The sequence below is a fragment of the Streptomyces bohaiensis genome (genome assembly GCF_012033785.1).
Lineage (GTDB): Bacteria > Actinomycetota > Actinomycetes > Streptomycetales > Streptomycetaceae > Streptomyces > Streptomyces bohaiensis.
Genome location: NZ_JAAVJC010000060.1, coordinates 1 through 22,448, shown reverse-complemented (window position 1 = coordinate 22,448; position 22,448 = coordinate 1). Strand labels below are relative to the sequence as shown.

Sequence of the window (22,448 nt, the reverse complement as noted above, 5' to 3'; positions counted from 1 at the left end):
CCGGTGCCCCGCGGACCGCACGCCTCCCGCCGGGCACCGCGCGGGCGGCGGCGGGCGGCGCCCGGGCCCGGCACGACCAGCCGCTTCCTCCCGTGGGACCCCGCGCGCTCCCGCGAGGGACGGCGAAGGCGACGCGAGTACCCGGAAACCCGGCGAAAAAACTCTGAATCACTCGTGCATGGAACGAGGGGGTAGGGGCACCAGATGAATCGGAGGTTGATAAATATGGTCCCGCTTCTTCTGGTTCTTCTTCTGGCCCTCGTTCTCTTCGGTGCCGGTTTCGCGCTCGACATCCTGTGGTGGTTCGCGGTCGCCGTCCTGGTCATCTGGCTGGTCGGCTTCTTCATGCGGAGCGCCACGGCGGGCGGTGGTCGAGGCCGCTGGTACAAGTGGTAGGGACGGCTTCCGTCCAGCCATGACCGGGCTCTGACCCGGATGGGCGACGGCCGCAGGGAGGCCGTGCCGAGGAACACCGTTCCAGGATTGCCGGAGGGGGGCGACCACACGGTCGCCGCCCTCCGGCATTTCCCATGGCAGGCGCATTTCCGCAGGACACGGCGCAGGGCTCCGGATTCACTCCGTCCCGCGTGCAACGCGCATGCGAATGCACGCCGGAATTCCCGGAATCCGGACACGGCCGCTCCCGGGCCGCGCGCCGGGGAATACGCACAGGTAAAGAATTCATCACGCTGCGGCCGCACCGGGGCCCGGTGCCCCGCGACCGGCCCCCTGATCGGAGCGAGCGCGGCACGGCGTCCGGAGGCGCGGGCACGGGCCGGCGGGTCCCGGTCACCCCTCGGTCACCGGCGGGCACCGCTCGGGCACCGGGAACGCGGCTACGGCGTCCGCACGACGACGACGGGCGCCGTGGTGCGCCGGCGGCCGCCGGCGGGGCCGTCACCCGACACGTCGTCAGATTTACCGCCCGAACACGTGCGTATCGGCACGGTGCTGGGCATAAAAGGTATATGAACGTGCCACACGGCGGGAGGTGACGGCCCCGCCGGTGGCTTCCCGGCCGGCGTTGGGCGACGCCGGCCCGAGGTGGCGGCCCCCGGGGCGTGCGTATGGTGGCACCGCACCCCGGGGGCCGTCCCGTGCCCGGAGTGCGGTGCGGGTGGGCCGACCGCGGTCGGCCCGGGGCTCACTCGACGGTGACGGACTTCGCCAGGTTCCGGGGCTTGTCGATGTCCCGGCCCAGCGCCAGCGCCGTGTGGTAGGCGAGCAGCTGGAGCGGGATGCCCATCAGCACCGGGTCGAGCTCCGGCTCGTTCCGCGGCACGACGATGGTGTCGTCGGCCTTCTCCTGCGGCTCGTGGGCGACCGCGAGGATGCGGCCGCTGCGGGCCTTGATCTCCTCCAGCGTCGCGCGGTTCTTCTCCAGCAGGTCGTCGCGGGGGACGATCGCCACGGTCGGCGTCGCCGGCTCGATGAGCGCGAGCGGGCCGTGCTTCAGCTCCGAGGCCGGGTAGGCCTCGGCGTGGATGTAGGAGATCTCCTTCAGCTTCAGCGACGCCTCGCGGGCGACGGGGTAGCCGCGCACCCGGCCGACGAACATCATGGACTTGGCGTCGGCGAACTCCTTCGCCAGCGTCGCGATGTGGTCCTCCTGCTCCATGATCTCGGCGATCTGGCCGGGCAGCTTGCGCAGCCCCTCGATGATCCGCTTGCCGTCGGCGACCGAGAGGTCGCGGATGCGGCCGAGGTGCAGGGCGAGCAGCGCGAAGGCCACCGCGGTGTTGGTGAAGCACTTGGTGGAGACGACGCAGACCTCGGGGCCGGCGTGGACGTAGACGCCGCCGTCGGTCTCGCGGGCGATGGCGCTGCCGACGACGTTGACCACGCCGAGCACCCGGGCGCCCTTGCGCTTCAGCTCCTGCACGGCGGCGAGGGTGTCGTAGGTCTCGCCGGACTGGCTGACCGCGATGTAGAGGGTGTCGGGTTCGACCACCGGGTTGCGGTAGCGGAACTCGCTGGCGGGCTCGGCGTCGGCGGGGATGCGCGCGAGCTCCTCGATCATCTGGGCGCCGATCTGGCCCGCGTGATAGGCGGACCCGCAGCCCAGGATCTTGACCCGGCGCATGGTGCGGGCCTCGCGTGCGTCGAGGTTGAGACCGCCGAGGCGCACCGTGGCGAAGCGGTCGTCGATGCGGCCGCGCAGCACGCGGTCGACCGCGTCGACCTGCTCGACGATCTCCTTGTGCATGTAGGTGTCGTGGCCGCCCATGTCGTAGCTCTCGGCCTCCCACTCGACGGTGGTCGGCGAGGACGAGGTGCGGCTGCCGTCGGTGGTGTACGTCCGGTAGTCGTCGGCCTTGATGGTGGCCATCTCGCCGTCGTCCAGCGTGATCACCTGGCGGGTGTGGCTGACGAGGGCGGCGACGTCGGAGGCGACGAACATCTCCTTCTCACCGATGCCGAGCACCACGGGCGAGCCGTTGCGGGCGACGACGATCCGGTCGGGGAACTCCGCGTGCAGCACCGCGATGCCGTAGGTGCCCTCGATGTGGCGCAGCGCCTCGCGGACCTTCTCCTCCAGCGTCTGCGCCTCGGAGCGGGCGATGAGGTGGGCGAAGACCTCGGTGTCGGTGTCGGAGACGAGCTCGACGCCGTCGGCGGCGAGCTTGGCGCGCAGCTCCGAGGAGTTGTCGACGATGCCGTTGTGGACGACGGCGACCTGTTCCGCGGCGTCCTGGTGGGGGTGGGCGTTGACGTCGTTGGGGGCGCCGTGGGTGGCCCACCGGGTGTGGGCGATACCGGTGCTGCCGGCGAAGCGGGCCGGGACCTTGGCCTCCAGCTCGCGGACCCGCCCCTTGTTCTTCACGGTCTTCAGGCCGCCGCCCTTGCCGCTGCTGTGGATGGCGATCCCCGCCGAGTCGTACCCGCGGTACTCCAGGCGCTGCAGCCCTTCCAGCAACAGCGGCGCCACGTCACGCGGGCCGATGTATCCGACGATTCCGCACATATCCACTCCTTGGGGGCAAGCTTCTGTCGTGATGTATCCGTATCGTCCCGCCCGGTGGCGCCGGGCGGCGATGACGTGGCCGCGGGGGTCGACTACCCCCGCCGGGGCTGGTCAGCCGTAGACGATGCGGCGCAACTGTCTGAGGGACAGCGCGGGCGGCGCGACCGCACGCCGGGGCAGCTCCTCGGCGATCCGCTCGAAGATGACCGGGTTGGTCAGCCCCCTGCCCTGCAGTTCGCGGTGGCGCCGGCGGACGAACTCCTCCGCCGTCTCGTCGAAGTACGCCAGCACGTCGAGGACCACCCGGGCAGCCTCGCCGGGACCCAGCGGTGTACTGCGCACCAGGTGGTCGACGAGGTCGTCATAGGGCGTACGGCGTCCGAGCACTCCTGAATACTGCGGACAGCCACCGGTGATCGCAAGAATCCTGCCCGGAATCGGGCACGGACGTGTCGCACCCCTCGGCCGAATGCCCGGCCTGCCCCGACCCGCCCCATCCGCACCGCCCGCCCGTCGGGAACACGCGGCGGCCGCGGGTCAGAAGCGGTCGAGCAGCGCCTGCTTGGCGCGGGTGAACTCCTCCTCGGTCAGCACACCCGCCTGGCGCAGCTCGCCCAGCTCCCGCAGCCGCCGCAGCAGCGCGTCCTGGTCGGCCGGCTCCCCCGCCGGCTGCTCCCGGCGCTCGCCGCCCGCTTCGCCCTTGATCAGCGAGGGGTGCTGCTCCACGGGCGGCGCGGCGGCGCGGGGGTGCGGCAGCCGGGCAGTGATCGCCGCCGCCATCATCGACAGCTCGGCCGTCTCCCGCCCCTCCCGCAGCCCCCAGGTGACCACGCAGAACGGATCGTGGGAGGGCTTCACCGGCACGTGCGACCCCTTGGGGACCAGCCGCAGCCCGCCGTCCTCGAAGTTGGGGCGGCACCACTCCACGCGCTCGATGTCGGAGAGCGGGATGGTGCGGGTGCCCGCCGTCTTCTTCGTCTCCTCGGCCCCCCACCCCCACTCGATCCGCAGCTGCTCCCCGTCGAAGTGGATCTTGCCGTCGTAGCCGTTGAGGACCAGCGGCACCGCCGGGCCGGGCATCAGGTAGCGGTCGGTGGGGGTGTCCACCGGGACCTCGTCGAGCAGCAGGGCGTTGCGCACGTCGTCGACCAGGTACTCGGCGAGCGCTGCGCGCTCCGCCTCCACCTCCAGGCTGTAGGGGTCCGCCCGGTCCGGCAGCTGCCCGGAGGTGGCCTGCGTGAACGGGTCGGCCCCGGCGCGCAGGCGCAGCCGCAGCCGGCCGCGTTTGCGGCCGGCCTCGTGGGAGACCCCGGCGATCGCCGCCAGGGGCACGACGAGCTCGCCCAGCCGGGTGCGTACGCCGTGGACCCCGCGGCCGTGGCCGGGGACGATCCGCACCGCCGTGCCGTCGAAACTCCAGCGACCGTCCTTCTGGGTGATCTCCGCCATGCGGTGATTGTGTCAATGGGGTGGGCGCGGCGGTCAGGCGCCGGGCAGTCCGAGGTGGCGGGAGATCAGCATCCGCTGCACCTCGCTGGTGCCCTCGCCGATCTCCAGGATCTTGGAGTCGCGCCACATCCGCGCCACCGGGTACTCGTTCATGAAGCCGTACCCGCCGTGGATCTGGGTGGCCTCGCGCGCGTTGGTGACGGCCACCTCGGAGCTGTACAGCTTGGCCATCGCCGCCTCCTTCTTGAACGGCTCCCCCGCCACCAGGCGGGAGGCGGCGTCGCGCCAGGCGGTGCGGGCGGTGTGGGCGCGCATCTCCATGTCGGCGATCGTGAACTGGATCGCCTGGTTGGCCCCGATGGGGCGGCCGAAGGCGTGGCGGTCGTGCGCGTAGCGGACGGACTCGTCCACGCACCCCTGCGCCAGACCGGTGGCGAGGGCCGAGATGGCGATGCGGCCCTCGTCGAGGATGCGGAGGAACTGCGCGAAGCCCCGGCCCTCCTCCCCCAGCAGGTTGCCGACGGGGACGCGGACGTCGGCGAACGACAGCTCACGGGTGTCGGAGGCGTTCCACCCGACCTTGGAGTAGGGGGCGGCGACGGTCAGCCCCGCGGTGCCGGACGGCACGACGATGGTGGAGATGCGCGGCGAGCCGTCGGGGTTGCGGCCGGTGACCGCGGTCACGGTGATCAACGCGGTGATGTCGGTCCCGGAGTTGGTGATGAAGCACTTGGTCCCGTTGATCACCCACGCGTCGCCGTCCCGCACGGCGGTGGTGCGGGTGCCGCCGGCGTCCGAGCCGCAGTCGGGCTCGGTGAGCCCGAAGGCGGCGAGCCGTTCGCCGGAGCAGAGCTGCGGCAGCCACTCCCGCTTCTGCTCCTCGGAGCCGTAGCGGTGGATCGGCATGGCGCCGAGGGAGACGGCCGCCTCCAGCGTGATGGCGACCGAGGAGTCCACCCGCGCCAGCTCCTCCAGCGCGATGCACAGCGCGAGGTAGTCGCCGCCCATGCCGCCGTGCTCCTCGGGGAACGGCAGGCCGAACAGCCCCATCTCCGCCATCTGGCGGACGATGTCGTAGGGGAAGGCGTGGTTCTCGTAGAACTCGCCGATGCGGGGTGCCACCACGTCGTGGGCGAACGCCTCCACGGTGCGGCGGAGTTCCTCGTGCTCGGGGGCGAGGCGGTGGTCCAGGGACATCTCAGGGCTCCTTGTGGGACGGCACCGACAGCGCGCGCACGGTGCGGGAGGGGCTCGGTCGCCCGAGGCGGGTGGCCATCCAGCCGCTGGTGGCGGCGAGGCGGTCCAGGTCGACGCCGGTCTCGATGCCCAGGCCCCGCAGCATCCACAGCAGGTCCTCGGTGGCGAGGTTGCCGGTGGCGCTGCGGGCGTAGGGGCACCCGCCGAGACCGCCGGCGGAGGCGTCGACGGTGGTGACGCCGTGCCGCAGTGCGGTGAGGGTGTTGGAGAGGGCCTGGCCGTAGGTGTCGTGGAAGTGCACGGCGAGGTGGTCGGGGGTGATCCCGGCGGCACCGAGGGCGGTCAGCAACCGCTCGACCTGGCCGGGGGTGGCGACGCCGATGGTGTCGCCCAGGCTGATCTCCGCGCAGCCCATGTCACGCAGCGCGCGGCAGACCCGCACCACCTGCGCGACGGGCACCGCGCCCTCCCAGGGGTCGCCGAAGCACATGGAGACGTAGCCGCGGACCCGGGCGCCGGCGGCGGTCGCCCGTGACGCCACCGGCTCGAACATGGCGAGGGACTCCGCGACCGTGCGGTTGAGGTTGGCGCGGGCGAAGGACTCGGTCGCGCTGGCGAAGACGGCGACGTGCCGGGCGCCGAGCTCCAGCGCCCGGTCCAGGCCGCGGTCGTTGGGCACGAGGACGGGGAGGTCGACGCCGCGCAGTTCCGGGTCGGCGGTGAGCCGCGGGTACAGCTCGGCGGCGTCGGCCAGCTGCGGGACCCACCGGGGGTGGACGAAGCTGGTCGCCTCGACGGTGGTGAGCCCGGCGGCGGCCAGCCGCCGTACGAACTCGGCCTTCACCTCGACCGGCACCACGGTCTGCTCGTTCTGCAGTCCGTCGCGCGGGCCGACCTCGTGGATCCGCACCCGTGCGGGCAGGCCGTCCGCGGCGACCACCTCCGGGAGCGATGAGCGGGCGGCGAGGCCGTCCCCGGCGGCGCCGGGGTCCTGGGGGGTACCGGTCATCGGGCTGCCTCCTCCTGGTACCGGCCGGCCTCCGGGACGTCGGTGCCCTCCGGAGCGGCCGCGGGGTGCGGATCGACGACGGCGAGGACCTGGTCCATGGCGACCGCGGTGCCCGCGCGCACGTCCAGTTCGACGACGGTCCCGTCGTGCGGGGCGGCGATGACGTGCTCCATCTTCATCGCCTCCACGATCAGCAGCGCCTGGCCGGCGGCGACCTGCTCGCCGACCCGGGCCGTGACCACGGTGACCGTTCCGGGCATCGGCGCCGTCAGCGCGTCCGCGCCGTGCGCGGCCGCCGCACCGCGCAACGCGGCGGCCACCGGATCGTGCGGCTGCACCTGTCGCCCCTCGCCGTCGCTGCCGAGCCAGTGGGTGCCGTCGGCGGCTACGGCGTGGGCGAAGGCGGTCTGCACGCCGTCCCAGAGCAGCCGGACCTCGTCGGCGGCGGCGGGCAGCAGCCGTCCCGCGACCGGGGTGGCGTCGCCGACCCGCACCTCGGTCGCCGCTCCGGTGCCGCGCACCGCGACCGCGACCGGCTCGTGCCCGGGCACCCGCAGGTGGTGGGTGGTCCACGCGGTGCCGTCCAGCCGCCAGCCGTCGGCGGCGGAGAACGGGTCCCGCCAGCCGTCGCCCGGCGGCGGCGCGAGCGTGGCGTGGGCCAGCAGCGCGGCGGCGCCGTAGACGGCGTCGGGGACCCCGTCGGGCAGCAGGCCGGCCGCCTCGCGGTCGACCAGTCCGGTGTCCAGGTCGCCGGCGCGGACCGCGGGAAGGTCGACCAGGGCGCGGAGGAACGCGGCGTTGGTGTCGACGCCGAGGACCGTGGTGGCGGCGAGGGCGGCGCGCAGCCGGCGGAGCGCGGTGGGCCGGTCGGGGCCGTGCGCCACCACCTTGGCCAGCATGGGGTCGTAGCTGGTGGAGACCTCGGTGCCGGTCAGCAGTCCGGAGTCGACACGCACCCCGGCCCCGGCGGGCTCCCGCAGCAGCAGGACGGTGCCGGCCGACGGCAGGAAGTCGACCCGCGCGGGGTCGTCGGTGGCCGGTCGGGCGGTCTCGGCGCAGATGCGGGCCTCGACGGCGTGGCCGGTGAGGGCGATGTCGGGCTGCGTCCAGGGCAGGGGTTCGCCGGCGGCGACGCGCAGCTGCCACTCGACCAGGTCGATGCCGGTGATCAGTTCCGTGACGGGGTGCTCGACCTGGAGGCGGGTGTTCATCTCCATGAACCAGTGGGCGCCGGGCTCGTCGCCGGGGACGATGAACTCCACGGTGCCCGCGCCCCGGTAGCCGCAGGCGCGGGCGGCCTCGACGGCGGCGGCGCCCATGGCGGCGCGGGTCGACTCGTCGAGGAGCGGGCTGGGCGCCTCCTCGACGATCTTCTGGTGCCTGCGCTGGAGCGAGCACTCGCGTTCGCCCAGGTGGAGGACGGTGCCGTGGCCGTCGGCGAGGATCTGGATCTCGATGTGGCGCGGGCGGTCGATCCACCGCTCCACGAGCAGGGTGTCGTCGCCGAAGGAGGCGCGGGCCTCGCGGCGGGCGGCCGCGATCTCGTCGGCCAGCCGGGCGGGATCCCGCACCAGCCGCATCCCCTTGCCGCCGCCGCCCGCGGAGGGCTTGAGCAGCACGGGGGTACCGATCTTCTCGGCGGCGGCGACGAGTTCGGCGTCGGTGAGGCCGGAGCCCTCGGAGCCGGGGACCACCGGGACGCCGGCGCTCGTGACGGTGGCCTTGGCGCGGATCTTGTCGCCCATCAGCTCGATGGCGTCGGCGGGCGGGCCGACGAACACCAGGCCGGCGTCGGTCACGGCCCGGGCGAAGGCCGCGTTCTCGGCGAGGAAGCCGTAGCCGGGGTGGACGGCCTGGGCGCCGGTGGCGGCGGCAGCGGCCAGCAGGCGGTCGGGGGAGAGGTAGCTCTCGGCGGCCGCCGTGGGGCCGATGTGCACGGCGGTGTCCGCCTCGCGGACGTGCCGGGCGTCGGCGTCGGCGTCGCTGTGCACGGCGACCGACCGCACGCCCAGCGCCCGGAGGGTGCGGATGACGCGGACGGCGATCTCGCCGCGGTTGGCGACCAGTACGGTGTCGAACATCTCCCCTGCTCCCTGGGTGCGCCGCCTCGCGGCTCCCCGGCCAGTCGTCGTGCGGTGGTGGTGCGCGGCCCGCTCCTCGGCGCTCACCCGGTCACATCCGGAAGACGCCGTAGCCCGGCTCGCCGAGCGGGGCGTTGCCGCAGGCGGTGAGGGCGAGGCCGAGGACGGTCCGGGTGCGCAGCGGGTCGATGACGCCGTCGTCCCAGAGGCGGGCGGTGGCGTAGTAGGCGTTGCCCTGGGTCTCGTACTGCTCGCGGACGGGTGCGCGGAACGCCTCCTCGTCCTCGGCCGACCACTCCTCGCCGCGGCTCTCCCGCTGGTCGCGCTTGACGGTGGCCAGCACCGAGGCGGCCTGCTCGCCGCCCATGACGGAGATCTTGGCGTTGGGCCACATCCACAGGAAGCGGGGCGAGTAGGCCCGGCCGCACATGGAGTAGTTGCCGGCGCCGTAGGAGCCGCCGACGACGACGGTGAGCTTGGGCACCCGGGCGCAGGCGACGGCGGTGACCATCTTGGCGCCGTGCTTGGCGATGCCGCCCGCCTCGTAGTCGCGGCCGACCATGAAGCCGGAGATGTTCTGGAGGAACAGCAGCGGGATGCCGCGCTGGTCGCAGAGTTCGACGAAGTGCGCCCCCTTGAGGGCGGACTCGGCGAACAGGATGCCGTTGTTGGCGACGATGCCGACGGGGTGGCCGTGGATGCGGGCGAAGCCGGTGACCAGGGTGGTGCCGTACTCGGCCTTGAACTCCTGGAAGCGGGAGCCGTCGGTGATGCGCGCGATGACCTCGCGGACGTCGTAGGGGGTGCGCGGGTCGGCGGGGACGACGCCGTAGAGCCCGGCGGGGTCGACGGCCGGTTCCTCGACCGGGGCGCAGGTCCACGGCAGCGGCCCCCGGGCGGGGAGGGTGGCGACGATGGTGCGCACGATGCGCAGCGCGTGCGCGTCGTCCTCGGCGAGGTGGTCGGTGACCCCGGAGACGCGGGAGTGCACCTCGCCGCCGCCGAGCTCCTCGGCGGTGACGACCTCACCGGTCGCGGCCTTCACCAGCGGCGGGCCGCCGAGGAAGATGGTGCCCTGGTTCCGGACGATGACCGCTTCGTCGCTCATCGCCGGGACGTAGGCGCCGCCGGCGGTGCAGGAGCCGAGGACGGCCGCGATCTGCGGGATGCCGCTGCGGGACATGCGCGCCTGGTTCCAGAAGATGCGGCCGAAGTGCTCCCGGTCGGGGAAGACCTCGTCCTGCATGGGGAGGAAGGCGCCGCCGGAGTCCACCAGGTAGAGGCAGGGCAGCCGGTTCTCCAGCGCCACCTCCTGGGCCCGCAGGTGCTTCTTGACCGTCATCGGGTAGTAGGTGCCGCCCTTGACGGTGGCGTCGTTGGCGACGATCACGCACTCGCGGCCGGAGACCCTGCCGATGCCGGCGACGACGCCGGCGGCCGGCGCCTGGCCGTCGTAGAGGCCGTCGGCGGCGAGCGGGGCGAGTTCGAGGAACGGGGAGCCCGGGTCCAGCAGGGTGTCCACCCGCTCGCGCGGCAGCAGCTTGCCGCGTGCGGTGTGCCGGGCGCGCGCCTTCTCGCCGCCGCCGGCGCGGGCCTCGGCGAGCTTCCGCCGCAGCTCGGCGGCGAGGGACTCGTGGGCCGCGACGTTGGCGCGGTAGGAGTCGCTCGCCGGATCGGCGGTCGTGCGCAGTGGCGGTGCCTGGGACATGACCCTCCTGGCCTGGGTGGTGGCCGCCGCCCGGGGGCCGTGTCCGGTGGGCGGACTGCCGGGTTAGTGAGCGTTAACCGCTCGTGATGCGAGGTTAACGCCGACTAACGCCGCTGTCTAGAATGGACCGCATGCCCCCGCCGACCCCGGGCGGTCCGTCCGCCTCCACCGAGTCCCCCGGGAGCCCGTCCGCAGGCCGCCGCGCCGAGCGGACCGGTGCGACCCGGCCCACCCCCGTCGCCGCCGCCACCCGTCGGCGCCAGATCCTCCGCGAGGCGTCGCGGCTCTTCGCCGAGCGCGGCTTCCACGGCGTGGGGGTCGACGAGATAGGAGCCGCGGTCGGGATCAGCGGGCCCGCGCTGTACCGGCACTTCCCCGGCAAGGACGCCATGCTCACCGAACTGCTGGTGGGCATCAGCACCCGCCTGCGCGACGGCGGGCTGCGCCGCACCGAGCGGGCCGCGGACGACGGGCTCTCCGCGGCGGGCACCCTCGACGTCCTCATCGAGGGCCACATCGACTTCGCGCTGGACGACCGCGCCCTGATCACCTTGCACGACCGCGAGCTGGACCAGCTGCCCGCCGAGGAGCGCAGCCGCGTCCGCCGGCTCCAGCGGGAGTACGTCGAGATCTGGGTGACCGTCACCCGTTCGGCCCACCCCGAGCTCCCCGAGCCGGAGGCCCGGGCCGCCGTGCACGCCGTCTTCGGGCTGCTGAACTCGACTCCCCACATCAGCCGGCACCGGAGCCTGCCCGACCGCGACGCCACCGCCGCGCTGCTCCACCGGCTCGCGCGCGCGGCGTTCGCCGCCGCCTGACCGGCGCCGAAGCCGCCTGGCGGGGAGACGCCGGCATCGCGCGAACGGGGGCGGCTGCGGGGCGGGTGAGCGGGGTAGCCGCCCCGGACGGGCGGGCCACCGCCCGCCGCCGACCACGAAGGAGCCCGCCGTGTCCAAGCCCCCGCTGCCCGAAGCCGCCATCGCCATGCTGCGCCGTCCCAACCCGGCCACCGTCACCACCCTCCGCCCGGACGGTCAGCCCGTCTCCACCGCCACCTGGTACCTCTGGGAGCCCGACGGCCGGGTGCTGGTCAACATGGACGAGGGGCGCAAGCGGCTGGAGTACGTCCGCGAGGACCCGCGGGTGACCCTCACCGCCCTGGACGCGGAGAGCTGGTACACCCACATCAGCATCGTCGGCCGGGTCGTCGAGATCCGGGAGGACACCGGCCTCGCCGACATCGACCGGCTCGCCCACCACTACCTTGGCAAGCCGTACCCGCGGCGCGACCGCGCCCGGTACAGCGCCTGGATCGAGGTCGAGCGCTGGCACGGCTGGGGGACGCTGAAGGACAACGAGCAGGCCGGCTGACGGTCCGCGCCACCCGTACGGCGGGCGCCGCGGACCGGACGGCGGCGGGCGGTTGCCGCCGGTGGGCGGGGCGCTGGGCCGTTCGGTCCGTCCGTTTGCCCGAGCTCTGGGCGGTGAGCAGACTGAGGTCACGGTTCCCGGAAAGGAAGCTCCCCCATGCCCGAGAACACCCCGATCCGCATCCTCGTCATCACCAGCAACATCGGTGTCGAACGGGACGAGCTGATCGTCCCCCGCGACAACCTGCGTGAACGCGGTGCCGAGGTCGTCCTCGCCGCCGAGGACCCCAAGCCCGTGCAGACCTTCCTGCACGACACCGACAAGGACGTCACCGTCGAGCCGGAGACCACGCTCGCCCGGGTCGACGCCAACGCCTTCGACGTGCTGGTCGTCCCCGGCGGCACCGTCAACGCGGACAACCTGCGCGTGACGGGCGAGGCCGTCTCGCTGGTCCGCCGCTTCGCCACCGCCGGCAAGCCCGTCGCGGCCATCTGCCACGCACCGTGGCTGCTGGTCGAGGCGAAGCTGCTCCCCGGCAAGACGCTGACCTCGTACCACAGCCTGCGCACCGACATCACCAACGCCGGCGGCAGCTGGGTCGACCGGCCGCTGGTGCGGTGCGGCGAGAACGGCTGGACGCTGCTCACCAGCCGCAACCCCGGCGACCTCGACGAATTCTGCGACGGCATCGCCCGCGAGATCGGCCTCAGCGCCTGAGCCGCGCCGCCGACCCCGTGAGGAGGGCGCCGCACCACCGGTGCGGCGCCCTCCTCGCACCGTGCCCGGTCCTGCCCCACCCGTCACGGGGGTTTCGTCCCGTGGCGCGGTGGTACCCGAAGGGACCACCCGGCCCGTGACGCGGCCGGCCCGACCGACGTCAGGAGGACCATGGCCGTCCGACAGCAACTCGTCCGTCGCCCCGTCTCCGCGGTGTGGGAGATCCTGGAGGACGAGACCCTCTACGGCGAATGGGTGGTGGGCACCTCACACACCCGCCCCGACTGCGGCGAGTGGCCCCGGGTCGACTCGGCCATCCGCTACCGCATCCGGATCGGTCCGCGGTACGTCGACGGCCGGACCGTGGTCCGGCGGCTCGACCGGCCGCGGGCGCTGGAACTGGAGGCGGACGGCGGCCCGCTGGGCACCGCCCGCATCTCCTTCGACATACGCCCCTGGGGTGAGCACTCCCTCGTCATCTGCGACGAGCACCCGCTGCGGGGTGTGGGCGGCGCTCTCCACAACAGCCTGGTCGACCGCCTCGTGCAGCTGCGCCACCGCACCATGCTGGCGCGCCTCGCGCGGGTCGTCGAGGAGCGCACCGACGGTGCCGGGCGCGGCACGCCGGCGGTCGCGGACGCCGGCTGACGCACGGGGCGCGGGTCGCGGGTCGCGGGTCGGACACGGCCCGGTGGCGGCCACCTCGCATTCCCCGCACCCGCACGCGACGCCCGGGAACACTCCTGCCCGGCCCCGGCCCGGCGCAGCGCCACGACCACGGCGTGACCCCGGCCGAGGAAGACGACCGAGAACGACCCGACCGAGGACGGTGTGATGAGCGACGCTGTGGTGATCGGCAGCGGCCCCAACGGGCTGGTGGCGGCGAACCTGCTCGCCGACGCGGGCTGGTCGGTGACGGTCCTGGAGGAGCAGCCGGAACCCGGCGGCGCGGTGCGCAGCGACCGCGGGGTGGACGAGGCGTTCGTCAACGACCTGTTCAGCTCCTTCTACCCGCTGGCGGCCGCCTCTCCGGTGGTCGCCGGGCTGGATCTCGGCGCCCACGGGCTGCGGTGGTCCCACGCGCCCCGGGTGCTGGCGCACCCGCGGCGGGACGGCCCGGCCGCGGTGCTGCACCGCGACCGCGAGGGCACCGCGGCGGCGCTGGAGGCGGACGCCCGGGGCGACGGAGAGCGGTGGCTCGCCTTCTGCCGGGTCTGGGACCAGCTCGGTGACGGCATCGTCGACGCGCTGTTCGCCCCGTTCCCGCCGGTGCGCTCGGGCGCGGTGCTGGCCGCCAGGCTGCGCAGCGCCGGCGGGCTGCGGCTGGCGCGCAGCCTCGTGCTGCCGGTGCGCCGGCTGGGCGAGGAGGAGTTCGCCGGGGAGGGCGGCCGGCTGCTGCTGGCGGGCAACGCCCTCCACGCGGACCTGCCGCCCGAGGCGACGGGCAGCGGCGGGTACGGCTGGCTGATGTCGATGCTGGGCCAGTCCCACGGCTTCCCCGTCCCGGTGGGCGGTGCCGGCGCGCTCACCGAGGCGCTGGTGCGGCGACTGCGGCACCGCGGCGGCGAGGTGCGCTGCGGGACGGCGGTGGCCGAGGTGGTGGTCCGCGGCGGCCGGGCCGTGGGGGTGCGCACCGCGGACGGGACGCCGGTGGCGGCACGCCGGGCGGTGCTGGCGGACGTCGCCGCCCCGGCTCTCTACGGCGGCCTGGTGGCCGCCGAGCACCTCCCGGCCCGGCTGCTGGCGGACATGCGGCGGTTCCAGTGGGACCAGGCCACCGTCAAGGTCGACTGGGCGCTGTCCGGCCCGATCCCGTGGGACGACCCGGCCGTGGCACCGGCGGGGACGGTGCACCTGGCGGACGGAGTGGACGACCTCACCCGCTTCGCCTCGCAGACCGCGCGGGGGCTGGTGCCCGACCGCCCGTTCCTGATCCTGGGCCAGATGTCCACCGCCGACGCGACGCGCTCCCCCGCCGGCACCGAGTCGGCGTGGGCCTACACCCACGTCCCGCACACCGTGAAGGGCGACGCCGGACCCGACGGGCTGACCGGCCGCTGGGACGCCGCCGAGGGCGAGCGGATGGCCGACCGGATGGAGGAGCAGGTGGAGCGGTACGCGCCGGGGTTCCGGCAACGCGTCCGCGCCCGCCGCGTCCTCTCCCCGCCGACGCTGCAGGCCGCCGACGCCAACCTGGTGGGCGGCGCCATCAACGGCGGTACCGCCGCCATGCACCAGCAGCTGTTCTTCCGCCCCGTCCCGGGCACCGGACGGCCAGAGACCCCGGTGCGCGGCCTCTACCTCGCTTCCGCCTCGGCTCATCCGGGCGGCGGGGTGCACGGCGCCCCCGGCGCCAACGCGGCGCGCGCGGCGCTGCGCGGCTCCGGCGGTGTCGGCGCGGCGCTGGTGGCGGCCCAGCGACTGCTGTCCCGACCCGGGCGCGGCAAGGGGCACGCCTTCGACGAGGCATGACCCGCGGCCGCCGCGCGTCGACAGCCATCCGTCCCGGGTGCGTCCGGCGGGGTCCCCGCAGACCTGGCACGGCATCTCTGCCATGCAACGGCGTTGGCGCAGCGGGTGAAGTCGGCCGAGCATCGGGCGCCCCTCGCCGGCGGACTCCATGCGGACCCACAGGTTGCCGTGGTGGTCACGGTCGCCCTCGCGCGGTACGCGGTACGCGAGCCGGGCACCCCGGGCCCGTACTCGGCGGTCAGGTCGGATTCGCGCACCGCTCGGTCGGTGGATGCGGCGACGACGTAGGGGATGGTCACCCGTTCTCCGGTGTCTGCGTGCTGCACCGCCCCTGCCGGGGCCGTCACGGCGGAGGGGAGGGCCGCTGGTCTTCCCGGCAGGGGCGGGATCTGAGGGGTCAGCGCGTCCGAGCGGTGCGCACCGGCCGCACGGGGAGCGCGCGTCGGGCCGGGCGGACGGGCCGGATCACCGTCACATCGAGGTCCGAATGCAGCTGCGCCCGGACCTCGGGGCCGAGCTCAAGCCACGTCGTGCCGCCCCGGTGGGCGATGGCGGTGACGGGCAGGCACGAGCCGGCCAGGGTCAGGAAGTCACCGGCGCGTATCGCGGCGGCGGGGCAGCGCACTGCCTCGGCTCGCGGGTCATCGATGATCGACACTGCTGCTCCCGAAGGGTGCGAGGACGGGACGGAGGATCGGGCGCGCGGCCAGCGAATAAAGGACTTCGACATCCCCGGACCCGCAGACACGGTCCGGGCCGCGCGCGTTGGCGCTGATCGGGTGCCCGTCCGCCAGGGCGGCGCACTGCACCGCCCGGAACTCCGCATCGGCCGTCCACTCGCGGAAGACCGTGGGGACCGGTGTGGCGTACTGGCGCTGCTCCTCCGCCCGGTCGTCCGGGGCGGCGTCGAGCACATCCGCGAGCCGGGCGGCCTGGTGATGAAGCCAGTCGAGCGCGTCGTCAGGGGTGTCCGCCCAGGTGGTAGCCAGGTACCACTCCCCCGCCGCGTCCGGCGACCGGGCGACCACCTCGCAGTGGTAGCCGTCCACGTACCGACCCGCGCTCACGATCGGGGCTCCGCCCGGAACGGGGTGGAGCTGAGTTCGCGGAACAGGTCATGGCCCGGGTGATCGTCCAGGTGGAGGACGGCCCACATCATGGCCGCATCCCCGGTCGCCGCCTGCGGCCCCATCTCCGCACAGACCTCGCACTGCACCCGGAAGACCAGCGGCCCGGACCGGCGGACGAGCTGGAACCGGGCGAACCGGTAACCGCCACTCACCGCTCCCTCAACTCCTTCAGCTCCTTCAGATGCGCTTCGACGACCCGTCCCAACTCAGCTGACAGAGCGAGAAGTTCGGCAGTCGGCTTCGCCTGCTCGTCATCCGCCGGGGCAAGCACCGGCAAAGCCTCTGCTTCACCCTCGGCGCCGCTGCCGGTCACCGGGGCCCTCGCTCGTGCAACCGGACGGCGGTCCGCACATCGCGCACCGACAAGGCATTGCAGCTGTTCGTGGAGCGACCAAGTGCTTCGCGAAGCCCCTGGCATGTCATGCACGTACTCATCGGCACATCCGTGCGGTGACGATGCACGCAACTCGACGTGCGACCGAACGTGCGCGTCTGGCGGTAGTCGCCTTCACCCGACATCCTTCTGGAGCTGCGTACACAGAGCTTCACCTCTCGCTACGACATGACGACTCACGGCTTGTCGCACTTCGATGAGTTCGTTCGGACAGGACGCGCCCCGGCGTCAGGCCCCCCACCAGGTCCGAACCGGGGCGCTCTCCACATTCGTCGTGAGACCCTGAAACTTCAAGTGAAACTTCACGGATTCATCCTCGGCAAGCGAGATGGCACATGCCACGGCGCGCAGTGGGATGTTTTCGCAGACAGTTGGCGTGTCAGACTGCGCAGACGGAGTACTGGCGCAGGCGGGCGCGCCCGGGAGGAGTGCAGATGCCAGGACCGTCGAGGCCTACCCTGCGGCGCATCGAACTCGGTTACGAGCTGAAGAAGCTTCGCGAGAAGGCCGAACTCACAAGGGATCAGGCTGTCCAAGGGCTTCAGCTGTCGGAGTCGAAGCTGCTGCGGATCGAGACCGGCCTGCACGACCTCCGCTCCGCCGAGCTGCTACGCCGGCTGCTGGAGCGCTACGCAGTCACGGAAGCCACTGACGCCACGGCGGTCTCCGAGCTTCTGCGGGTCCAGCGCGAAGCGAGCAGCCAGGAATGGTGGGCCGGGTACCGCAGCGTGATGCCGTCAGGAATGCATCGCTTCGTTGGTATCGAGTCGGCTGCCGTCGCCGTCGACACCTACCACCCCACGCTGGTGCCGGGTTTGCTCCAGTCCGAGAGCTACGCGCGAGCGCTCTACACACTTGCCAAGCCCGTCGAAGAGACGACAACCGAGTTCCGCGAGAGGAACGTTGAGCTCCGGATGCGGCGCAAGGATGCGCTGTTCTGTGATTCGGGTTCGGAGCAGGACGCTGAACCGCCTCGACTGTCAGCCATCATCTACGAACCCGCCTTGCGCTACACGGTGGGTTCACCCACCGTGATGCGCGAGCAGTACGAGGAGATCATTCAGCTGGCTGGTCGCGACAACGTCACCATCCAGGTGCTTCCTCAAGGGACGCGCGGGTACCTGAACCCATTCGACTTCACGTTGCTGCACCTCGGTCCGGTACTGCCCACCGCCGTCCAAGTCGATGCCGGCGCTCCCTCCGTTACGGACAAGCCGAGAGAAGTGCTCAAGTTCGTGCGCAAGTTCGAAGCCATGTCGAGGTCGGCCCTTGCCCCCGAGGACACCCACTTGTTCATGCAGCAACTATCACGAGAGATGATGATCGAATGACAGGTAACCTTCCCACCCCCGCCTTGTCTTGGCACAAGTCTTCCTACAGCGACGGCGCTGGAGGAAATTGCCTGGAGACATCGGACGGGCTCGCCGGGGTCATGTCGGTGCGTGACTCCAAGAACCTGGCCGGGCCCACCCTCGCGGTGCCCACGGGCGCGTTCGCCGCGTTCGTGAACGGCGTCAAGTCGGGTTCGCTGCACCGCTGAACGTGCGCCACGCAGACGGCCCCACCGTGCCCAGCTTGAGTTCTATCGGTCCCCGCAACACCCTGGAGTTCAGGGAGTTGCGGGGACCGTGGGTTGTGGGGAGTTGACGGCGAGGTTCTTCGAGGCGCTGGACCGGGAGAGTGGGAGTATCTCGGGTGCGGCCCGTGCGGTCGGGGAACGCTCGTCGGTGGTCGTCCAGCTGATTCCGTTCGACCTCGAAGAACGACGAGCGCTCGACCGTCCGGTGACCGTCCCTACTTTGGGCGACCGGTCGCAGATCGTGCACGCGGAGTCCGCACACTCGGGCCGTCTTGAGCTTGAAACACGCTACGTTCAGCTCTGGTGACCGCCTACCATCATCTGCATCTTGAAGCGGCACCACAGGAACAATCGCTCACCGTTACGTAGGCAGCTACGAAAGGGCACCCTGTGACTTCCGAATCTCCCCACTGGGCCAAGTCGTCCTACAGCAACACTGGCGGCTCGTGCGTCGAGTGGGTTCCGGGCATCGTGTCGACCACGGGCGCCGTCCCCGTCCGCGACTCCAAGAACCCGGCAGGCCCCACCCTCGCAATTCCGGTCACCGCGTTCACCGCGTTCGTGGACGGCGTGAAGTCAGGTTCGCTCCACCGCTGAACATTCGCCAAGCAGACGGCACCACCGTGCCCAGCACGGGGTGGTTGCTCGCTGCGACCAGGGACCCGTCCCTGGCGAGGACTCACCACCAGCTCACAGCCGCATCGCTCTCCCCGGCGGCATCGGTAGCCATGATCGACGAGGCACGGAAGGGCACCCCATGACGACCACGGCTGACGTGACCCGGTGGGTCACGTCCTCCTACAGCAACACCGGCGACTCGTGCGTCGAGTGGGTTCCGGGCATCGTGTCGACCACGGGCGCCGTCCCCGTCCGCGACTCCAAGAACCCGGCAGGCCCCACCCTCGCCGTTCCGGTCACCGCATTCGCCGCGTTCGTGGACGGCGTCAAGTCTGGTTCACAGCACCGCTGAACGTGCGCCAAGCAGACGGCACCACCGTGCCCAGCACGGTGGGGCTGCTCGCTGCGTCCAGGGACTCAGCGCCAGTCGTGCTCCGTTCCTGCGTCTGCGCTGGCAAGTGCCTGCTGGAAAGCTGGTATCTATGCAGGTCCGGGGCGCCTGAGGAGTTGGATGACCGTGCGGTGATAGACGGCGTGAACGAGCGGGAGTTGGGCGAGCTGAGCACGCTCGTCCGTCCCGTGCAGCCCCTCGTAGGCCACACCGAAGCCGGCGGTTGCCGGGACACCGTGCGCGGCCAGGAGGTTTCCGATGTTCGACGGACCCGCGGTCTTCGGTGTGACTCGGACGCTGAGCGACTCAGCCGCGGCGAGGATCGCCGCCGCGGGCTCGGCATCGCGCGGGACCCGGAACGGTGGCCAGCATGCGACTTCCTCAATCTGCGTGGGAGCTGGCGGCGGAAGCTCGCTGTCCAGCTGGGCTACGACGCTTCGGACAAGCTCCGCGGCGCGTGCTCCGTCGAGGGCGGGCGTCAGGCGCACATCTACGTGCAGATCGACCCGGTCCGGCGTCACCGACCACCCGCTTCCACCGCTGATTGAGGTAACCGTCAGCTTGGCCGGCAACGGAAAGCGCTCATCAGCTTCCGGCAGCGCGCTGGCGTCCAGCAGCTGCACAAGCCGCGCGGCACGGGTGACCGCACTCACGACACTCTTGCTCGAACCCGAGTGCCCCGCCGTAGCGTGCACTGTCAGCACCGCCCGCCACAGTCCACGACCACCGACCACCACCTGGTCGAACCCCGGGTACCCAATCATCACTCCGTCCGGACGCCGCGCCCGCTCGTCCGACAGGAAGGCGCGTGCTCCCCCGAAGTGCCCCGTGTGCTCGTCCACGTCCAGAAGAACGCTCAGCCCCCCGGACAGCCGGGCCGCATCGCGCTGGACGGTCCCAGCAATGTGACAGAACATGCTGGCCGCGAGCTTGCTGTCCGCGGCGCCACGCCCCCGCAGCCAGCCGCCTGACACATCCCCGATGGTCGGGCCAAAGGTCCAAGCGCTCTCATCGCCGTACGGGGCGGTGTCCAGGCAGGCGTCCAGCGTCCACCACCGCCCCGGCCGGCCGCACTCGACCTCCACCAGCAGGCCCACCGTCTCTCCGTCCGCCCCGAAGAGACGGCGATGAGGAAGGCCGCGTTCGGTCAACCAGGACTCGACACATCCCAGCACGGGGCCGTAGTCATCGATCCCGCCTCGGCTGGGCAGCCGGACAAGGTTCTGTGCCAGGCGGACCACCGAGTCGGTGTTCTTCGTGCCGACATCCAGATAGTCGATACCGTCGCTCACGTCTCTCCCTCACGGGTTGCCTCGGACCAGCGCCGCAGCGCCTGTGCCGTGTGGATTGGGCGCGCCGACGCGCACGCCTCCCGCCCGTGCTGCACCAGCCCTGCCGCTACCTCAGCCCCCAGCAGCACGCCGCAGTCGAAGCCATCTGCACCGTGAAAGCTGGGCAACGGAACCACGGCAGCACGCTCCGAGGCAACGAAGTTGCGCTCCAGCGCAGAACGCGGCTCGACCATGCCGATGTGCAGCGTCTGCACCCCGTTGCTGCGAGACATCGGGTCCCGCAGCTGCAACAGCCGTGCCACGTGCGCATCGAGCTCGCCCCTGCGAGGCGACCCGTACAGCACCCGGTAGTGGACGAGGTCCGGCACCTCGGCGATCACACGCTCGATCGCTGCCAGGTAGCCGGGCTCACGCGACCTCGACCCCATGGCGACCAGGTACTTCTCAGCACCACGTACTACCTCGACCATGGCTGCCACGAGATCGACGTGCCTCGTCAGTAGGCGCTCGACGTTGGCCGTCCCCCTGCGCGCGAGGCTGGTCGTCGCCTCCAGACCATCCTGATGCGCGAACAACGAGCGAGTGTCTTCGTCGTACAGCTCGCACAATCCGCGGCGGTTCCGCAGCCCCGTCCGCTTTCTCCCCGACTCCCACGCGCTCAGCAACGTCGGCGTCGCCGCGCCGCCCGTGATCGCGTTGAGCCGCGTGCACACCTCTTCCTGCGTTAAGTTCAGTTCGAGCCGCACACGCTTCAGCCCCGATACCGTCATGAAGACCACGATTCCATCCCAGCCTCTCCGTCTGGAAGTACCTCGCGGTCTTGCTCGCACCGCAGGAGCCACTGCCTGCTTGGGCCACACCCCGATGGGAGAACCAGACGAGGCGCCCGGCGGGGCTCCACGGCGCACAGCTGCGGCAGACCAGGGTGGGGCTTCTCCGTGCGCCAGGGTCGCAACCGTCCGATCGTGCGTCTCCGGGGCCACGGCGAGGTCCGGGCGCGCCCGGCCGCCGACTCCTCAGGGCAGCTCCGCGCCGCCTGACCGACCTGCGCGGGCGCGGCGGCCGGTCAGGCGGTCAGCTCGGTGCGCAGCGCGTCCCGCAGCCGGGCGGCGCGCTCGGCGACCGCGTCCGGCCCCAGCTCGACGGCCTTGTCGCACCACTCGCCGGCCTGGCCGAGGTCGCCGCGCCGCGAGGCGAGCAGCGCGAGGTGCAGGGCGGAGCGGCCGTGGCCGGCCTCCGCGGCCCGGGTCCACCACAGGGCGGCTTCCGGCTCCGCGCCCTCGCGGGCGAGGAGCAGGCCCAGGTTGAAGGCGCCGTGGCTGCTGCCGGCCTCCGCCGCGCGGCGGTACCAGTCGGCGGCCTCGACGATGTCCCCGCGGGTGGCGGCGGCCATGCCGACGCGGACCTGGGCACGGCGGTGGCCGCGCTCGGCGGCGTGCTCGTACCAGCGCTCGTACTCGGGCCGGCCGTCCTCGTCGGTGTCCCGGCCGGTGCCGGTGGCGGGACCGCCGGCGGCCGCGCGGTCGGCGCGGGCCTCGGTGACCTCGGGGACCTCGCCGGAGGCCGCGGCACGCTCCAGCCAGGAGGCGAGCCGGAAGGCGCCCTCCGGGCTGCCGCCCTCGGCCGCGGCACGGAGCATGCGGACGGCGGCGGCGCGGTCGCGGTCGGTGCGGCTCTCGCGCAGGCGCTCCATGCCGATCTGGAGCGCGGCCTCGGCGTGGCCGGACTCGGCGGCGTGCTCGTACCAGCGGCGGGCGAGCGTGGTGTCGCCGCGCCGCGCGTAGAGGATGCCGAGGTTGAAGGCGGCGTCGACGCTGCCGGACTCGGCGGCGCGCGAGAACCAGGGTTCGGCCCCGGCCTCGTCGCCGCGCTGGAGCAGCAGCACGGCGAGCGCGTTGGCGGCCTCGCGGTGGCCCGCGTAGGCGGCGCGGCGGTACCACTGCTCGGCCTGGCCGTCGCGGCCGCGGTCGGCGCTGAGCAGGCCGAGGTTGTAGGCGCCGTTGGTGTCGCCGGCCTCGGTGGCGGCGCGGTACCAGCGCTGCGCCTCGCCCCGCTCGCCGCGCTCGGCGTGGAGC

General features: G+C 72.7%; 24 protein-coding genes. 10 read left to right on the top strand and 14 right to left on the bottom strand.

Features of this window, described 5'->3' with window-relative positions; genetic code table 11:
• The first annotated feature begins 225 nt into the window (after positions 1-225).
• A complete protein-coding gene (locus HCN52_RS09890; RefSeq protein WP_168088026.1) occupies positions 226-396 on the top strand; it encodes a hydrophobic protein in 171 nt (56 codons plus the stop codon).
• A gap of 748 nt (positions 397-1,144) precedes the next feature.
• Here the strand turns inward: HCN52_RS09890 and glmS are convergent.
• The 7 genes from glmS to HCN52_RS09855 form a co-directional block, all read right to left on the bottom strand.
• Complete coding sequence (gene glmS / locus HCN52_RS09885) at positions 1,145-2,965, bottom strand: glutamine--fructose-6-phosphate transaminase (isomerizing) (RefSeq protein ID WP_168088025.1); 1,821 nt, start codon at positions 2,963-2,965, stop codon at positions 1,145-1,147.
• Between the two features lie 111 nt (positions 2,966-3,076).
• Positions 3,077-3,352: a hypothetical protein gene (locus HCN52_RS09880; protein ID WP_168088024.1), complete on the bottom strand. Its 276-nt coding sequence runs from the start codon at positions 3,350-3,352 to the stop codon at positions 3,077-3,079.
• 150 nt (positions 3,353-3,502) lie between these two features.
• Complete coding sequence (locus HCN52_RS09875; RefSeq protein ID WP_168088023.1) at positions 3,503-4,414, bottom strand: DUF4429 domain-containing protein; 912 nt, start codon at positions 4,412-4,414, stop codon at positions 3,503-3,505.
• A 33-nt stretch (positions 4,415-4,447) separates the two neighbouring features.
• Positions 4,448-5,611 (bottom strand): acyl-CoA dehydrogenase family protein, encoded by a 1,164-nt coding sequence (locus HCN52_RS09870; protein ID WP_168088022.1) that lies wholly within the window; start codon positions 5,609-5,611, stop codon positions 4,448-4,450.
• 1 nt (position 5,612) lies between these two features.
• Positions 5,613-6,620, bottom strand: a complete 1,008-nt coding sequence (locus HCN52_RS09865) for a hydroxymethylglutaryl-CoA lyase (protein ID WP_168088021.1) — start codon at positions 6,618-6,620, stop codon at positions 5,613-5,615.
• Complete coding sequence (locus HCN52_RS09860; RefSeq protein ID WP_168088020.1) at positions 6,617-8,701, bottom strand: acetyl/propionyl/methylcrotonyl-CoA carboxylase subunit alpha; 2,085 nt, start codon at positions 8,699-8,701, stop codon at positions 6,617-6,619. Before HCN52_RS09860 ends, HCN52_RS09865 begins: the two co-directional genes overlap by 4 nt.
• A gap of 91 nt (positions 8,702-8,792) precedes the next feature.
• Entirely contained in the window at positions 8,793-10,409 is a 1,617-nt protein-coding gene (locus HCN52_RS09855; RefSeq protein WP_168088019.1) for a carboxyl transferase domain-containing protein, read from the bottom strand.
• Between the two features lie 131 nt (positions 10,410-10,540).
• On the opposite strand from HCN52_RS09855, the gene HCN52_RS09850 reads away from it, so the two are divergent.
• The 5 genes from HCN52_RS09850 (at position 10,541) to HCN52_RS09830 (ending at position 14,969) form a co-directional block, all read left to right on the top strand.
• The gene (locus tag HCN52_RS09850; RefSeq protein ID WP_168088018.1) at positions 10,541-11,227 is read left to right on the top strand and encodes an SACE_7040 family transcriptional regulator; all 687 of its coding nucleotides are present in this window, start codon (positions 10,541-10,543) and stop codon (positions 11,225-11,227) included.
• Between the two features lie 130 nt (positions 11,228-11,357).
• Entirely contained in the window at positions 11,358-11,780 is a 423-nt protein-coding gene (locus HCN52_RS09845) for a TIGR03618 family F420-dependent PPOX class oxidoreductase (RefSeq protein ID WP_168088017.1), read from the top strand.
• Between the two features lie 156 nt (positions 11,781-11,936).
• On the top strand, positions 11,937-12,497 hold the full coding sequence (locus HCN52_RS09840; RefSeq protein ID WP_168088016.1) for a type 1 glutamine amidotransferase domain-containing protein: 561 nt from the start codon (positions 11,937-11,939) through the stop codon (positions 12,495-12,497).
• A gap of 171 nt (positions 12,498-12,668) precedes the next feature.
• Positions 12,669-13,145, top strand: a complete 477-nt coding sequence (locus tag HCN52_RS09835; RefSeq protein WP_168088015.1) for an SRPBCC family protein — start codon at positions 12,669-12,671, stop codon at positions 13,143-13,145.
• Between the two features lie 186 nt (positions 13,146-13,331).
• Positions 13,332-14,969, top strand: a complete 1,638-nt coding sequence (locus HCN52_RS09830) for a phytoene desaturase family protein (RefSeq protein ID WP_168088014.1) — start codon at positions 13,332-13,334, stop codon at positions 14,967-14,969.
• Between the two features lie 397 nt (positions 14,970-15,366).
• Here the strand turns inward: HCN52_RS09830 and HCN52_RS09825 are convergent, their stop codons facing one another.
• Genes HCN52_RS09825 through HCN52_RS09810 form a run of 4 tightly spaced genes read right to left on the bottom strand, consistent with a single transcriptional unit; the run spans position 15,367 to position 16,412 of the window.
• Positions 15,367-15,627, bottom strand: a complete 261-nt coding sequence (locus HCN52_RS09825; RefSeq protein ID WP_168088013.1) for a hypothetical protein — start codon at positions 15,625-15,627, stop codon at positions 15,367-15,369.
• Complete coding sequence (locus HCN52_RS09820) at positions 15,611-16,036, bottom strand: hypothetical protein (protein ID WP_168088012.1); 426 nt, start codon at positions 16,034-16,036, stop codon at positions 15,611-15,613. The genes HCN52_RS09825 and HCN52_RS09820 overlap by 17 nt, the downstream gene beginning before the upstream one ends.
• Positions 16,033-16,251, bottom strand: coding sequence for a DUF7848 domain-containing protein (locus tag HCN52_RS09815; RefSeq protein WP_168088011.1), 219 nt, complete (start codon positions 16,249-16,251; stop codon positions 16,033-16,035). The genes HCN52_RS09820 and HCN52_RS09815 overlap by 4 nt, the downstream gene beginning before the upstream one ends.
• Complete coding sequence (locus tag HCN52_RS09810) at positions 16,248-16,412, bottom strand: hypothetical protein (protein WP_168088010.1); 165 nt, start codon at positions 16,410-16,412, stop codon at positions 16,248-16,250. Before HCN52_RS09810 ends, HCN52_RS09815 begins: the two co-directional genes overlap by 4 nt.
• 515 nt (positions 16,413-16,927) lie before the next feature.
• Between HCN52_RS09810 and HCN52_RS09805 the strand changes: the two genes are divergently transcribed.
• From HCN52_RS09805 to HCN52_RS09790, 4 genes are all read left to right on the top strand, one after another.
• A complete protein-coding gene (locus HCN52_RS09805; protein ID WP_168088009.1) occupies positions 16,928-17,824 on the top strand; it encodes a helix-turn-helix domain-containing protein in 897 nt (298 codons plus the stop codon).
• On the top strand, positions 17,821-18,033 hold the full coding sequence (locus tag HCN52_RS09800) for a DUF397 domain-containing protein (RefSeq protein WP_168088008.1): 213 nt from the start codon (positions 17,821-17,823) through the stop codon (positions 18,031-18,033). The genes HCN52_RS09805 and HCN52_RS09800 overlap by 4 nt, the downstream gene beginning before the upstream one ends.
• Positions 18,034-18,462: 429 nt before the next feature.
• On the top strand, positions 18,463-18,669 hold the full coding sequence (locus HCN52_RS09795) for a DUF397 domain-containing protein (RefSeq protein ID WP_168088007.1): 207 nt from the start codon (positions 18,463-18,465) through the stop codon (positions 18,667-18,669).
• 160 nt (positions 18,670-18,829) lie between these two features.
• The gene (locus tag HCN52_RS09790; RefSeq protein WP_168088006.1) at positions 18,830-19,042 is read left to right on the top strand and encodes a DUF397 domain-containing protein; all 213 of its coding nucleotides are present in this window, start codon (positions 18,830-18,832) and stop codon (positions 19,040-19,042) included.
• 128 nt (positions 19,043-19,170) lie between these two features.
• Here the strand turns inward: HCN52_RS09790 and HCN52_RS09785 are convergent, their stop codons facing one another.
• From HCN52_RS09785 to HCN52_RS09775, 3 genes are all read right to left on the bottom strand, one after another.
• Complete coding sequence (locus HCN52_RS09785) at positions 19,171-20,373, bottom strand: M20 family metallopeptidase (protein ID WP_312876626.1); 1,203 nt, start codon at positions 20,371-20,373, stop codon at positions 19,171-19,173.
• Positions 20,370-21,143, bottom strand: a complete 774-nt coding sequence (locus HCN52_RS09780) for a helix-turn-helix domain-containing protein (protein WP_168088027.1) — start codon at positions 21,141-21,143, stop codon at positions 20,370-20,372. The genes HCN52_RS09785 and HCN52_RS09780 overlap by 4 nt, the downstream gene beginning before the upstream one ends.
• Before the next feature lie 296 nt (positions 21,144-21,439).
• A partial coding sequence (locus tag HCN52_RS09775; RefSeq protein WP_168088005.1) for a tetratricopeptide repeat protein occupies positions 21,440-22,448 on the bottom strand: 1,009 nt, incomplete at its 5' end.

What these genes read in the sequence shown, in the direction of transcription:
- HCN52_RS09840 (WP_168088016.1), top strand. Translation starts at nt 11,937, where the DNA reads ATGCCCGAGAACACCCCGATCCGCATCCTCGTCATCACCAGCAACATC.
- HCN52_RS09835 (WP_168088015.1), top strand. Translation starts at nt 12,669, where the DNA reads ATGGCCGTCCGACAGCAACTCGTCCGTCGCCCCGTCTCCGCGGTGTGG.
- HCN52_RS09830 (WP_168088014.1), top strand. Translation starts at nt 13,332, where the DNA reads ATGAGCGACGCTGTGGTGATCGGCAGCGGCCCCAACGGGCTGGTGGCG.
- HCN52_RS09850 (WP_168088018.1), top strand. Translation starts at nt 10,541, where the DNA reads ATGCCCCCGCCGACCCCGGGCGGTCCGTCCGCCTCCACCGAGTCCCCC.
- HCN52_RS09790 (WP_168088006.1), top strand. Translation starts at nt 18,830, where the DNA reads ATGACGACCACGGCTGACGTGACCCGGTGGGTCACGTCCTCCTACAGC.
- HCN52_RS09860 (WP_168088020.1), bottom strand. Translation starts at nt 8,701, where the DNA reads ATGTTCGACACCGTACTGGTCGCCAACCGCGGCGAGATCGCCGTCCGC.
- HCN52_RS09865 (WP_168088021.1), bottom strand. Translation starts at nt 6,620, where the DNA reads ATGACCGGTACCCCCCAGGACCCCGGCGCCGCCGGGGACGGCCTCGCC.
- HCN52_RS09780 (WP_168088027.1), bottom strand. Translation starts at nt 21,143, where the DNA reads ATGACGGTATCGGGGCTGAAGCGTGTGCGGCTCGAACTGAACTTAACG.
- HCN52_RS09800 (WP_168088008.1), top strand. Translation starts at nt 17,821, where the DNA reads ATGACAGGTAACCTTCCCACCCCCGCCTTGTCTTGGCACAAGTCTTCC.
- HCN52_RS09890 (WP_168088026.1), top strand. Translation starts at nt 226, where the DNA reads ATGGTCCCGCTTCTTCTGGTTCTTCTTCTGGCCCTCGTTCTCTTCGGT.
- HCN52_RS09870 (WP_168088022.1), bottom strand. Translation starts at nt 5,611, where the DNA reads ATGTCCCTGGACCACCGCCTCGCCCCCGAGCACGAGGAACTCCGCCGC.
- HCN52_RS09855 (WP_168088019.1), bottom strand. Translation starts at nt 10,409, where the DNA reads ATGTCCCAGGCACCGCCACTGCGCACGACCGCCGATCCGGCGAGCGAC.
- HCN52_RS09875 (WP_168088023.1), bottom strand. Translation starts at nt 4,414, where the DNA reads ATGGCGGAGATCACCCAGAAGGACGGTCGCTGGAGTTTCGACGGCACG.
- HCN52_RS09805 (WP_168088009.1), top strand. Translation starts at nt 16,928, where the DNA reads ATGCCAGGACCGTCGAGGCCTACCCTGCGGCGCATCGAACTCGGTTAC.
- glmS (WP_168088025.1), bottom strand. Translation starts at nt 2,965, where the DNA reads ATGTGCGGAATCGTCGGATACATCGGCCCGCGTGACGTGGCGCCGCTG.